Below are 13,205 nucleotides of genomic sequence, written 5' to 3' on the forward strand. Positions count from 1 at the left end.
CTTTTTGTGGTGATTGGGTCGCGGTCGATCAACTGCACACATGGCGCAAGGTCGCTTCCCATTCGGCGGCGAAGCGGTCGATGTTGAAGCGTTCCAGCGCGAGACGGCGCGCGCCTTCGCCGAGACGCCGCGCTTCTGCGGGATCGCGCAACAGTTGTTGCATGACATCGACGAGCGCGTTCGTGTCGGTATGAATGAAGCCGCTCTCGCCATTGCGAACGACGGTGGCGAGCTCCGTCGTCGCGAGACCGATGATCGGCATGCCGATCGTCATGGCTTCGACGATTGCGAGGCCGAGGCTCGTCCAGCGAATCGGGTTGAAGAAGAAGCGGTATTGCGCGGAAAACGCGGCCAGATCCAGATTGCCGATCTCGCCCAACCCGCCCGCCGACTCCGCGTCCATGCCGACGAGATCGAGCGGCACGCGTTGCGCGGCATCCGCGAACACGTCGCTGCCGAGCCTGCGCCCGCGCTGCCGCAAATGATTGATGACGACGATGCCGCGTTCCTTCTCGCCTGTATAGCGCACGCCTTCGGGCACGACCACGCCATGTTCAATCACGCGCGTCGGTGTCTCGCCGCTGTCCCACATCAGGCGATTGAAGTGCGTCACATGCACGAGTAGCGTGTCGCGGTCCTGCACCCAATGGCGTTGTTCGAACGGATTCTCCTGCGGCGGATCATGTTCGATATAAACGCGAGGCAAGCGCCGCTGCGCATCCGAAAGCAGGTTGATGCGATCGTCGTCCCAGTGCGTGCGATGCTGGAACAGCACGACGTCGAACTCGCTCGACGCGACTTCGTCTGCGTGTACCTCATGGACGTTGTCGCCCCACGGCAGCACGCCGACTTTGCCCGCGTAGCCGGGCGGATGACCGGGCTTCGTGACGAGATAGAAATCGTGCTTCGCCTGAGTCAGGTAGTAGAGGTAGTTGCCGTGCACGTGCCACGTGAGCACGCGCAGACGTCGTTGATTAGCAGTGGGCATCGGTTTCCAGTTTTTCTACGGGCAATTGAAGTCGTGCGACATCGAGCACTTGCGCGACGCTCACGTTGAGCGCGCAAGGATGCCCATACGGACATTCGCGGAAAGAACACGGACGACACGGCGGATAGTCCGCCAGCACGCGATGCCTTTCGTGATCGAGCGGCGCCCAGCGTTGCGTGTCGCTGCCCGATGCGATGACGACGCTTTTCGTTCGCATCGCGGCCGCCACGTGGGAAAGCCCCGTGTCGTTGCACACGATGAGTCGCGCACGCCCGACGAGCGCCGCCAGCCCGCCGAGGGATGTCTTGCCGGTCAGGTCGAGCGCATTCACGCCGGGCGTGTTCGCGATGCTCGCGGTAATGGACGCTTCGCCTGCGCTGCCGGTCAACGCGACTTGCCAGCCATCGCTCGCAAGCGCGGCTGCCACTTGCGCGAAGCGTTCTGCAGGCCAGCGTCGCGAAGGCAACTGGGCGCCGGCATGCACGAGCACAAGCCGCGCAGTGTCGAGGCCATAACGTTCGATCAGTTCATCGCATTCGCGCGTGTCGTGTTGCGTGAGCGGGATCTCGAGCTGCGTGTCGTGGGCATCGATACCGAGCGCCTGCATCAGCGCGTTATAGCGCGCGACTTCCTGCAACGCGTCGGGCCAGGAAATGAAGATGCCAGGGCGCGGCGCTTCATCCGGCTTGAGAAAGCCCGCGTTGACTCGCGCGTGCATTGCTCCGACGATATCGTTCGCCACGCCGCCGCTGCCGTGCAACTGGATCGCGAGATCGAAGCTGCGTGCACGCATGGCATCGTAAAAGGCGGGGAGGTGCGCGTCCGTTTCTTCCTGCTCCGGAAAGCCGACGGCGCCCGGAAACAAGATCAATTCATCGACGAGATGCGCATAGCGTTCGACGAAACTATGCGCCCACGGCAAGCCGATCAGTGCGATGTGTGCATTCGGATAAGCGCGGCGCAGGGCGCGCATCGCGGGCACGCAACACAGCATGTCGCCGAGCTGAAGCGCCCGAAAAATCGCAATGCGCTCGACGTTCGCCGGTTTCATATGAATACCACGCGGAACTTGACGGCGCCGTAAATTCGCCAGTACACCGAAAGAAACGGTATCCATAGCGATGTCCACGCCATTTCGAGCACGTGCGACGGTGTCAGCGCGGTCGACTTCAGGCGCTTGAAGCAGAACCATGCGGTCATGCCGAGCCAGGCCGCGAGGCACACGCCCGCGAGCTTGTTGTTGCCGTTCGCGAGCGCGAACACGGCCACGAGTACGGCGACGATGATCGCGTAATAGAGCAGCGGCGGCAGGCTGCGAATGCGTGTTTTGAAGAGCGACCGATGCTTCTTGTAGAGCAGCGCATCGAACTGGCTCTTCTTCTGCTGCGACAAGCTCACGCCCCAGCGTGCCGGCCGCACCGGATGCAGGACCATTGCGTCGTGCGAGCGCACGATGTGCGCGCCGATGCGCATCAGTTCGAACTGAAGGTCGGAGTCTTCGCGCCACGCCGACGTGAAGCGCGCATCGAAGCCGTCCACGCGTGCGAGCGCCGAGCGCGTCACGAACGTGTTCGCGGTCGCGAATTCCGCGCGGGAGAGGCCGGCTGCGTCTTGCTCGTAGTCGGTCGGACGCGGGCCGAGCGGCACCACGATACGTCCCGATACGGCGTCCGCGCCCGCTCGCAACGCGGCGACGCCTGCCGCGAGCCAGTGGGGATCAGGAATCGTGTCGTCGTCGGTGAACGCGATCAGCGGCGCGCCCGATGCACGCCATCCCGCGTTGCGAGCGCCTGCCGGGCCTTGCGTCGCGGTGACGGGAACATAGCGGATGCGGGGCGCTCCGTCGAACTCGCGTGCGAGCGCGGTCACGCGCGAACGCGTGGCGTCATCGGGACCGTCATCGCACACGACGATCTCGAAGCGCGTCTTGTCGTAGTACTGCGCGATAATCGCGCGCAGACAGCGTTCCAACATGTCGGGCCGCCGATACGTCGGCACGACCACCGACACGTCGAAGGCCGCGCCCCCCGCTGCGCCCGCATTGCGCTGCGTGGACGCGTCCTTCGCGCCGTCGTAGGGAAACGAGCCTGCCATCGTGCTCATGCACGCACTCCCGGCTTCTCGATCAGGAACGGCCCGATCACGAGCGCATCGAGCGGCGACGTCCAGAACGACTCGAGCGCATCGCGCGGGGAATTCACCATCGGCTCGCCGCGGGTATTGAACGACGTATTCACGAGCACCGGCACGCCCGTACGCGCCTTGAATGCAGCGAGCAGGTCGTAATAGAGCGCATGCTGCGAGCGGTTCACGGTCTGCACGCGAGCCGTGCCGTCAATATGCGTCACCGCCGGAATGCGCGTCTTCATGTCCTCGCGCACATCGAATACGAAGAGCATGAACGGCGCGACGCGTGCATCGACGAACCAGTCCGCAGCGTGTTCTTCCATTACGACAGGCGCAACCGGCCGGAAGTCTTCACGGTCCTTGATCTCGTTCAGGCGCGCCTGCATGGACGGATCGATCGGCGAAGCGAGAATCGAGCGGGCACCGAGCGCGCGCGGACCGAACTCCGTGCGTCCCTGATACCAGCCGATCACGCGATTGGACGCGAGAATCTCAGCGGTTTCAGTGGCGATGTCGTTCAGCCGGCGATATGGCGTCTTCGACCACTTGAGGAATTGCTCAATCTCGTCGTCTTTATAACGCGGGCCGAGATACGCGTGATTCATGTGCCAGCGGCGGCTGCTATCGCCTTGCTTCACGCGTTCCTGATAGTCGGTCCACAGCGCCGCGCCGAGCGCGGTGCCCGCGTCGCCCGCAGCGGGTTGAACCCAAATGTCTTCGAACGGACCACGATCGCGCAGACGCGCATTCATCACGCAGTTCAGCGCGACGCCGCCTGCCATCGCCAGATGCGAGAGGCCGGTGCGTTCATGCAGCCAGCGCGCCAGATTCAGCGCCGTTTCTTCGAGCACCACTTGCAGCGAATGCGCGATGTCGTAGTGATGCTGCGTGAGCGGACCGCCGCGCTCGCGTCGCGGGCCGAAGCGCTCGACAAGACGCGGCGCATCCACGGTATAGCTGCCGTCGTTGCGATACTTCACGATCTCGCGGAACTGATCGACGTATGCGGGCTTGCCGAAAGAGGCGAGCGCCATCACCTTGTACTCATCCGACGAGTGAAGGAAGCCGAGATAGTCCGTCACGGCTTCGTAGAGCAAGCCTAGCGAATGCGGCAGTTCCACCTGTTTGAGGCGCTTGTACTCGCCATCGACGAACTGGCCGAGACTCGTCGTCACGCCTTCGCCGCGGCCGTCCATCGTGAGCACCGCAGTGTTCTCATACGGCGCCGCGAGAAACGCGCTCGCTTCGTGCGACAGATGGTGATCGACGTTGTGCCATTCGAAGCGCGGCGCGCGTCCGCCGCTGGCGAAACGCTTCTTCAGATGATGCGGCGCGCCGTCGAGCAACTGGCCGCGCGCATTGACGATATAGCTCAGGAAAAGCGGGTCCCACGGCGATTCCGAGGGATTACCGGTCACATGCTCCGACGGCATGAATGGCAGGGCAATGGTCGCCTTCGCCTGCTTGGGCATGCCCGAGAACAGATGCGGATCGTACGAATACGCCACATGATCGATATCCGCGAGTTCGATGCCGGCTTCCTTCAGGCAATAGTCGATGGCATCGAAAGGAAGCTGCCATGTCGAGAAAGGCACGGGGCGCTTCGCATGCTTCACATGCGTGAAACGCTCGTCTTCCGCCGCCGCGATCACGACGCCGTCGCGAACCAGCGCCGCCGCGCTGTCGTGATAGACCGCATTGATTCCGAGTGTGTACATAAGGCGCGTCTCTCAGGGTAGTGTCAGATGAGCAGGATGTTGTTCGGTGCGGGCATCGAGTAAGGACAGCGCGGCATCGACAACTTCGTCGACGCTCACGCCGAGCAGACACGAGTGATGCCCTTCGGGACACACGCTGCGATAGCACCAGCGGCAGGGCACATCGCGGTACAGCACGCGATGCGGCGTTTGCCACGGCATATGCTGCGGATTGGTGAGCGCATACAGATCGACGACCGGCGCGCCGAGCGCCGACGCGATATGCACAGGACCGCTGTTGTTGGAGATCAGCACGCGCGCATGGGCGATCAAGGCCGCGAGCTCGCCCAGTTCGAGCGCGCCCGCGAGACTCGCGACGCGCGTATCGCCGGCGCTGACGGTCTCGCACAATGGGGCTTCGCTCGCCGAGCCGGTTACGAGCGCGGGCCAGCCGGTCCGATCCGCGAGCACGCGCGCTGCCTGCGCGAATCGCTCGGGCGGATAGCGCCGCGATGCAGCGGTTGCGCCGGGATGCATGACAAAGAAGGGCGCTTCGAGATCGACGCCGCGTTCGTCGAGCTTGCGCGCAAGCGATGCCTCGTCTTCGGCGCGCAACGCGAAGCGCATGCGCGTATCCGCGTTCGTTGCGCCGACGCTTTCTACGAGCGCAAGCTGCCGCTCGACTTCGTGACGCGTGCCCTGTTGTGGCTCGCACTCCGCGACCCAATCCGTTAGCAGCCCGTATGGATTTTCGCGGCAATGCGCGAGGCGCCGGGGAATCTTCGCCAGATGGCAAAACATCGCTGCGGGAAGCGGATTCTGGCTATAGACCGTGAAGATGACGGCGGCATCGAAGCCGAGCGATGCAAGCCGCTCGCACATCGCGATGTCTCCGCTCGCATCGATGGGCTTGTCATGCTTGACCCACGGCGCGTCGTATTCGATCACGTCGTCGATATCGTCGATGAAGCGCGCCGCCTGCGCTCCCGAGCGCGATGCAAGCAACGTGAGATGTCGCTCCGGATACGCGTGTTTGAGCGCATGAAGCGCGGGCGTCGTCATCAGCACGTCGCCGAGATTGTCGAGGCGAATGCAGAGAATGCGCCGCACGTCCGCGCCCCACACGCGCTGAGGCGCGATGGCCGGCGCGCGGGCGTGCGCGTTCGCGGGCTGGATAGGGATGGCGATATCGTTCGCCCGTGACGGATCGCGCTTCATGTCGCGAGCTCCGTCGCATGCCACGCACGCTCAATAATGCGCGCGGCTTCGCCCATATCCTTAGAAGTGGCATCGGGTTCACGCAACGGACCGCGCTGCCAAAGCGTCTCGTTGCCGTTGTCGATCAGCACCGCGCGGCAGCCTGCGCGATGGCCTGCTTCGATATCGTCGAGAATGTCGCCGACGAACCAGCTTCGCGCCAGGTCGAGGTCGAGTTCGCGCGCGGCCCGCTGGATCATGCCCGGCGCGGGCTTGCGGCAGTCGCATGCGCGTGCATAAGCTGCGACCGTGCCTTGCGGATGATGCGGACACCAGTAAATGCCCGCAAGCCGCGCGCCGGCTTCGGCAGCGAGCTCGTGCAACTTGCGTTCGACGTGCCGAAGCGCGGACTCATCGAACTTGCCGAGCGCGACACCGCTCTGGTTGCTGATGACGACAATCGGCACATTCGCGCGCGCGAAGATGGCAAGCGCATCGCGTGCGCCCGGCGCAAGACGCATCTTGGCGGGATCGACGTTATAGGGCACGTCGTCGAGGAGCGTGCCGTCTTTATCGAGGAAAACGGCGGGCTTCATGCGGTGGCGCTGCCGTAAGCGGCGCGCCGGCTGTCGAGGTCCTGCGCGATGTCCACGCCCGCCACGCGCGCATAGACGCGTTCGAGCGACTGCGCGACGCCGGACCATGTGAACATCGCGCGCGCGCGTTCGAGGCCCGCTGCGCCCATGCGTTCTGCGCGCGCGGGATCGCGCTTCAGCGTGGCGAGGGCATCGGCGAGCGCGCGTGGATCCTTTGGCGGCACGAGCATGCCCGTTTCTTCGTGCGCCACGGAATAGCGAATCCCGCCCACATCCGCGCCGACGACCGGCCTGCCGCATGCCATGGCTTCGAGCGGCGTGATGCCGAAAGGCTCATACCACGGCGTCGTCACGAACACATCGGCTGCGTTATAGAAGGTCTTGAGGCGTTGCCTTCCATGACGGCCGAGAAAGTTCACCTTGTCGGCCACGCCGCATTCCTGCGCGATGCCGCGCAAACGGCCGATTTCCGGCGTCGCAATCTCGTTCGCTTCATCGGAGTTGCCGCCGATCACATACAGATGCGCGTCTTCGTTCAGTTCGCGATTGCAAAGGCCGATGCCGCGCACCACATTGTCGATGCCCTTGCGCGGCACCATGCGTCCTAGTTGGAGCACGATGAAGCGGTCCTGCGGCCAGCCGAGACGTTCACGCGCTTCGGCCTTCTTCATCGGATGGAACTCCGTGCTGTCGAAGCCGCACGGCACGAGGTCGATGCGTTCGCGCTCGGCGTGATACAGCGACACGAGGTCCGCTTCGTCTTGCGGGCATTCCGCGATCACCGAATCCGATTCGCGCACGAGCGCGTCTTCGATCTCGAAGCGTTCATCGGGAAAGCCATCGCCCGCGCCTTGATGAATGCGCCGCACGCGGCCGAGCGCATGAAACGTCGTGACGAGCGGCACGCCCAGCGCTTCCTTGATGCGCATGCCGACGAGTCCCGACATGAAGAAGTTCGCATGCACGACGTGATAAGGCGTCGCCTGCTTCTTGAAAAAGCCGATCATGAAGCGAGCGAACTCGTCCATGTGCGGAAGCAGTTGTTCCTTTGCCAGTTGCACCGGCGGACCCGCCGGCACATTGATGACGCGAATGCCGCGTATGCGTTCGAAGCGCGACACCAGCGGCAAAAGAGAACGGTCGCGGCGCGTGAAGACATCCACTTGATGGCCGTTGCGCGCGAGCTGCCGCGCGACGTGCGCGACATAAATATTCTGCCCGCCGCTATCGACACCGCCCGCTACCGCGAGAGGCGACGCATGCTCACTGATAAGTGCGATCTTCACGTGTAGGCCCCCTCGATTCGCGTTGTTCGAAATGGGCTTCGAGCCGTTGAGCGCGCACAGGGATTGCCGCGTCTTTCGAAGCTTGATGGCCTGTGAGCATTCGTTGTGCCACCAGCGCAAAATTGCGCAGAATCGTTGGTTCGTTGCAGGACGAACAAAATTTCGTTAGACGTAGCTTCGACAGCAGCGGCGCGGTTTTACACGGTGTGTGTAGCGTCTGCCGGTATCGCAGCGGGTTTGCTCGTCTCTGCTCGCGCATGGCGGCGATCGTCTTCGCGCACGATCGATCGCATGACTTGCACGTGAGCGCCTACCACGCGCCGATGTGCGAGCGCCCAAGGCAATCCGCGCAACATCTGAATCGCATCTCGCCAGAACGCGCCTTCGCGCCGCATGACGGCGAGCGCCTGCATGCTCGCGTGCAAGGCTTCGCGCAGCGGCAATCGCAGCCACGCGACCCACGCCGCATTACGCGCGAGCAGACGTCTGCGCAAGGCGCTGTCGCGTATCGGAGAAGGATGGTGATGCAGCACGAGTTCGTCTGCATAGACGAGCGCGTGGCCGTGATCGAGCATGTCGAGCGCGAGCAGCGATTCTTCGCCGCCTATGAAAAGCCGCGGCTCATAGCCGCCCATCTTTCGATAGACGCTCGTGCGAAACACGCTCGCGCCGGCCATGTAGCCGACGAGCGCCGGCCCCGGCAGACCGTTCGCGCCGAGCGGGCTTACGCGCATGCGTTCGCAGGTTTCGTCGGCATCGCCGTTTTCGCCGACGACCACGCGCGCGCTCAGCACCGCGACGCGCGGCGCGGCGTCGAGCATCTCGACTGCGCGCGTGAGCGAGCCGGGGCTCCACCAGGTGTCGTCGTCGCAGAAGGCGACGTACTCCGTGCGGACCTTCTCCACGCCGAGATTGCGCCCCGCCGCGCCCATGTTCGACGGTGCGACGACGAGTTCGACAAACGGAAAGGCTTGCGCGATGCGTGCAGCGGTATCGTCGGACGAGGCGTTATCGACCACGACAATGTCGATGCGATCCGGCAGCGCCGCGAGTCTTTCGAGCGTGTCGAGCACCTGGTCGGCGCGGTTGTAGGTCAGCACGACCACGCTCAGGCGCGCGGCGGCGTCGTGACGCGGGCGCGCCAAGGGTTGCTTCAGAGGTTGCGGGACGGCGCTCATGCGCGCTTCTCCGCGGGTTCGAGCGTCCAGAAGCGCTCGGGCAGGAATACGTCGTCGTATCCGTTCGGACCGAACGCCTTCAACTGGCTCGGATAGGCGTTCACGGCTTCGCGCTTCAACGCTTCGCGGCGCGCGGCTTCCGCATGCTCGGGAAGGCGCGCATTCAGCGGCGTGGCGTCGATGCCGCGTTCCATCAAGTCCGCGAGCCGCTGCTGCAAGAGCGCGCGCTTGCATCGATAAAGCGCCTCTTCGTACGCGATGCACGGCAGTTCGGGATGGCGCAACCATGCATCGCACGCGGCCTCGTGCACGAGCGCGTGATCCGAATGAAAGAGCCCGAGCGGGATCAGCAGCGCTTCGGGACGGTGCTCGTCTATCGCGTCGAGAAACGCCTGCGTCAACGTCGCGCGCGTCGGCTTGTCGGCCTCGGGCGCGAAAGGCACGTATTGCGAGTCGAGAAAGCCGAGATGCAGCGGCGTCACGCCGAGCAGCTCGAGCGCGCGGTTGTCTTCTTCGATGCGCGCGACCATCGCCTGCTTCGCGTCTGAAAAGCCGCACTGGGCGTCCCAGTCCGTGCTGGCGTCGGCAGGGGGGCAGCCCGTGAAGACCGTGCACACGAGCACGTCAGGGGCGCCTGCGAGTGACGCGCCGCAGCCGAGCACGGCGTCGTCGAGATGAGGAGAGATGAACAGCGTTTTGCGAGGGACGTCGATCATGGAGGAGCCGTTGAGAGCGAATGACGGCTCGTCCAAACGCAAGTACCGCGCCAGCGCCGAAACGTAACGGCGCGGTCAGAAACGTATGCCGATGCCCGCTTCGATGATGTCCGCATCGCGGTCGTAGCGCGTCACCATGCGGTTCCACGTCGCGCGCACGAGCCAGCGATTCGTGAAGCGGTAGCTTGCAGACAAGGAGACGAGGCCCGCGAAGCGGCCATCGCCCGTGCGGTTTTGCGGCAGATCGTCGTTCTGCGTGATCGACAGATACGGTCCGGCGCCGACGCCGAGCGTCAGCCGGTCGTCGAAGAACGCGCGCGTGGCCCACAATTGAGCGGCGACGCCGTCGCGCCGCGACTGCACGTGGCCGCCCTCGTGCAGATACGACGCGGTGAAGTCGACGTACTTCCACAGCCCGCGTCGATATTCGATGCTTTCCGCCACGTTCGATTCGGAATCTAAGCTGTTCAGGATCGTCGTGCCGACCAGCACCGCGACCTCGTTGCCGGTGACGTTCGTGGTGCGCGAGGGCGCCGAGTCGCGCGGGCCGTGGCCGTTCGGGGCGTCGAGCTGATAACCGATGCCGAAGAGCAGGGCGGTCGTGTCCGGGCCGCCGAACGCCTGCACGCGATTGAGTTTCATCTCCGCGATCCAGCGGTTATCGAAGTAATACGCGGCGCGCAGCGTGAAGAGGCCGCCCCAGCCGTGCGTGTTGGCATAGTCACCGCCGGCTTGCGCCTCGCTGGTGTCGAAGTACCGGTACGGACCCGCGCCCGCCGACACTTCGACGCGGTTGTTCCAGAGCGGCATCCGCGCCCACAACTGCGCCGCCTGACCGTCGCGGTGATGATTCGGAATATGACCTTCATTGATCCACGAGAAGCTCCAGGCCGCGTACGGACCGAGGCCCTCGCGATAGCTTGCTTCCCAGGAATACGTGTTCTGGCTGCCGCTTTGAAGCGGGCCGGCGAGAATCGAAAATTCTTGCGCGCTGGCCACATGAGCCGTGGCGCTCAGCGCGACGGCAAAGAGCGCCAAGGCAGCGTTTCGGTACTGTCGTCGTAGGCTAAGAGAGAGCATTGAAAGCAAGTCAGGAGCGGAAATGCGGACGCTCTCAAATGAAAGCTCCGAAGAAGCATACCGGCTAAATAAGAATCATGCCTGTCTGGCGCGGAGATAATGTTCGTCGACGCACGTCCTGTTTCTTGTTTCGGCGTTACAAATAAGGCGTTCGTTCCGAACGCCGTCGCCATGCAAGAGACGGCTGGGCACTTCAGCCTTTCCGAAGCGAGGATAAGATGGACGCCATTCCAATGGAGTACCGCGGGTGTGAGTTGTCGGCGGTCGTCGTGCGGGCGGCCGGCGAGTTCATCGCGACGGTCTTGATCGAGCGGCCAGACGGCGTGCGGCGCGCGATCGGCCCGTTTCGACCGTTCGCCACGGCCCGGGCAGCCGAGCAGTTCGCCATTCAATATGGCAGGGATGAACTGGATGGACGCCATTCGCCGCGCGGCGTTCACATGACGACGTGCGACGATCCGGCCGTTGGGCGCTCGACTGCAAGTGCGCCCGAGCGCCGTCTATAGTCACGCGCTCGACGGCTTGGCCGCTCTGAGGTCGGCTGAATCCATCGTGAAGTTCGCGGGCAGCGGGCCATGCTCGACGTGGACGCCGCGAAGCACGGAGCACCGACAGACGAGCGAGCATGCTCACGGGCATCTGTGCGCCGATAAGACGAACGATCGTTCGCGCCCACCATCACGCGCAGTCGCGCACAGCACGCTTTTGCACACGCACGGCAGTATCCATTACCATGCGGGCGCCGCGCGGATCCGTCTCCTGCGGGCATTCCAAACCAACGAATGACTAGCGCCATCCCCGCCACCCGCGTCAACTACTGGGCAGTCGTCTCCGTGCTGCTCGGAACGTTTCTCGGCAACCTCGACTCGTCCATCGCAAATGTCGCCTTGCCGACCATCGCGCACAACCTCTCGCGCAGCGCAGCCGATACCGTCTGGGTCGTCACCGCGTATCAGCTCGCGGTCGCCGTCTCGGTGCTGCCGCTCGCCGCGCTCGGCGAAATGCTCGGCTTCCGGCGCGTGTTCTTGTGGGGCTTCGTGGTCTTCACGCTGGCGTCGATAGGCTGCGCGCTCGCGCCGACGCTGCCGCTCCTGGTCGCTGCCCGCGCGATTCAGGGCATAGGGGGCGCGTGCATGTCGACCATCGTGCCCGCGCTTCTGCGGCAGGTTTATCCGCCGAAGCTCGTCGGGCGCGGCGTCGCGCTGCTCGGCTTGACCGTGGCGCTCTCGGCGGCGCTCGGGCCGACAGTCGCGGCAGGGATTCTCTCGGTTGCGGGATGGCGCTGGCTCTTCGCGGTGAACGTGCCGCTCGGCATCATCGGCCTGGGTCTCGCCAGCACGATGCTGCCGCCCGGCACGCCGAACGCCGCGCGCCGCTTTGACTTCGCGGGCGCGACGCTCAGCGCGCTCGCCATCGCGCTCTTCATTCTGGGCGTGGGCGGGCTCGGCGCAGGCGAGGGCGCGCGCCCTTTGCAACTGCGGGCGCTGCCTCTTGTCGAGATCGCGTGCGCGTGCATCGCCGCTTTCGCGCTCATCCGCCATCAACGCGGACGGCCCGCGCCGCTCGTGCCGCTGGATCTGCTGCGCATTCCGATCCTCTCGCTGTCCTCGCTGACGTCCATTTGCTCCTATGTCGCGCAGACGCTCGCCTATCTCGCTCTGCCGTTCATGCTCCAGCACCAGTTTGCCCGCAGCGCGACGACGACCGGACTGCTCGTCACGCCGTGGCCGCTCGTGATCGTCTTCGTCGCGCCGCTCGCCGGTCGCCTCTCGGACCGGCACGCGCCGGGGCTGATCGGCGGCATGGGACTGGGCATCATGGCGATCGGCCTATGCTTCTTGATCGGACTGCCGGCATCGCCTTCGAATGTGGACATCGCGTGGCGCGTCGCGGTGTGCGGCATCGGATTCGGCTTTTTTCAGACGCCGAACAATCGCATCATGCTGACGTCGGCGCCGCATGAACGCAGCGGAGCAGCGGGCGGCCTCATGACGATGGCGCGCATGATCGGCCTTTCGCTAGGCGCGGCGCTGGCCGCCGCTGCTTTCGGCATGTATGGACAGCACGGCGCACAGGTGTCGCTCGTCGGAGCGGCGGCAGCGGCGGCAATTGGCGTCGCGGTGGGCATCGTGCGCGTGATGCGAACACGCGAGCGCGCGATGGGTCGTTAGGGCTTTCATGCTTCCGCGCGCGTCCTACAATTGAGCGCGGGTCGCTCTTCGCTGCGCGCAGCGATAGTTCGGTTGACGCAATAATTTGCAAGTTCGTTGACCGCAACGGATATGCTACGGCCCCTCGCGCGCGGCTTCTTGCGCCGCGCTTCCTGCGTCCACGCTATTC

General features: G+C 64.5%; 12 protein-coding genes. 2 read left to right on the plus strand and 10 right to left on the minus strand.

Going from position 1 to position 13,205, the window contains the following annotated elements; all coding sequences use genetic code 11:
* Positions 1-28 precede the first annotated feature (28 nt).
* The 10 genes from NCR37_RS16415 to NCR37_RS16460 form a co-directional block, all read right to left on the minus strand.
* On the minus strand, positions 29-988 hold the full coding sequence (locus NCR37_RS16415; protein WP_250473917.1) for a glycosyltransferase family 4 protein: 960 nt from the start codon (positions 986-988) through the stop codon (positions 29-31).
* Positions 975-2,039 (minus strand): glycosyltransferase family 9 protein, encoded by a 1,065-nt coding sequence (locus tag NCR37_RS16420; RefSeq protein WP_250473918.1) that lies wholly within the window; start codon positions 2,037-2,039, stop codon positions 975-977. The genes NCR37_RS16415 and NCR37_RS16420 overlap by 14 nt, the downstream gene beginning before the upstream one ends.
* Positions 2,036-3,091: a glycosyltransferase family 2 protein gene (locus NCR37_RS16425; protein WP_250473919.1), complete on the minus strand. Its 1,056-nt coding sequence runs from the start codon at positions 3,089-3,091 to the stop codon at positions 2,036-2,038. Before NCR37_RS16425 ends, NCR37_RS16420 begins: the two co-directional genes overlap by 4 nt.
* Complete coding sequence (locus tag NCR37_RS16430; RefSeq protein ID WP_250473920.1) at positions 3,088-4,833, minus strand: carbamoyltransferase family protein; 1,746 nt, start codon at positions 4,831-4,833, stop codon at positions 3,088-3,090. Before NCR37_RS16430 ends, NCR37_RS16425 begins: the two co-directional genes overlap by 4 nt.
* A 12-nt stretch (positions 4,834-4,845) precedes the next feature.
* On the minus strand, positions 4,846-6,030 hold the full coding sequence (gene waaF / locus NCR37_RS16435) for a lipopolysaccharide heptosyltransferase II (protein WP_250473921.1): 1,185 nt from the start codon (positions 6,028-6,030) through the stop codon (positions 4,846-4,848).
* Positions 6,027-6,605, minus strand: coding sequence for a D-glycero-alpha-D-manno-heptose-1,7-bisphosphate 7-phosphatase (locus tag NCR37_RS16440; RefSeq protein ID WP_250473922.1), 579 nt, complete (start codon positions 6,603-6,605; stop codon positions 6,027-6,029). The genes waaF and NCR37_RS16440 overlap by 4 nt, the downstream gene beginning before the upstream one ends.
* On the minus strand, positions 6,602-7,891 hold the full coding sequence (locus NCR37_RS16445; RefSeq protein ID WP_250473923.1) for a glycosyltransferase family 4 protein: 1,290 nt from the start codon (positions 7,889-7,891) through the stop codon (positions 6,602-6,604). The genes NCR37_RS16440 and NCR37_RS16445 overlap by 4 nt, the downstream gene beginning before the upstream one ends.
* A gap of 197 nt (positions 7,892-8,088) precedes the next feature.
* On the minus strand, positions 8,089-9,069 hold the full coding sequence (locus NCR37_RS16450) for a glycosyltransferase family 2 protein (protein ID WP_250473924.1): 981 nt from the start codon (positions 9,067-9,069) through the stop codon (positions 8,089-8,091).
* A complete protein-coding gene (locus NCR37_RS16455) occupies positions 9,066-9,785 on the minus strand; it encodes a PIG-L deacetylase family protein (protein ID WP_250473925.1) in 720 nt (239 codons plus the stop codon). Before NCR37_RS16455 ends, NCR37_RS16450 begins: the two co-directional genes overlap by 4 nt.
* 75 nt (positions 9,786-9,860) lie before the next feature.
* Positions 9,861-10,865, minus strand: coding sequence for a hypothetical protein (locus NCR37_RS16460; RefSeq protein WP_502800538.1), 1,005 nt, complete (start codon positions 10,863-10,865; stop codon positions 9,861-9,863).
* Between the two features lie 218 nt (positions 10,866-11,083).
* Between NCR37_RS16460 and NCR37_RS16465 the strand changes: the two genes are divergently transcribed.
* Positions 11,084-11,371 carry a hypothetical protein gene (locus NCR37_RS16465; RefSeq protein WP_250473927.1) on the plus strand — a complete coding sequence of 96 codons (288 nt, stop codon included), beginning with the start codon at positions 11,084-11,086 and terminating at the stop codon, positions 11,369-11,371.
* 276 nt (positions 11,372-11,647) lie between these two features.
* Positions 11,648-13,036, plus strand: a complete 1,389-nt coding sequence (locus tag NCR37_RS16470) for an MFS transporter (RefSeq protein WP_250473928.1) — start codon at positions 11,648-11,650, stop codon at positions 13,034-13,036.
* Positions 13,037-13,205: the final 169 nt, after the last annotated feature.

This window comes from Caballeronia sp. GAFFF1 (assembly GCF_023630705.1).
GTDB lineage: Bacteria > Pseudomonadota > Gammaproteobacteria > Burkholderiales > Burkholderiaceae > Caballeronia.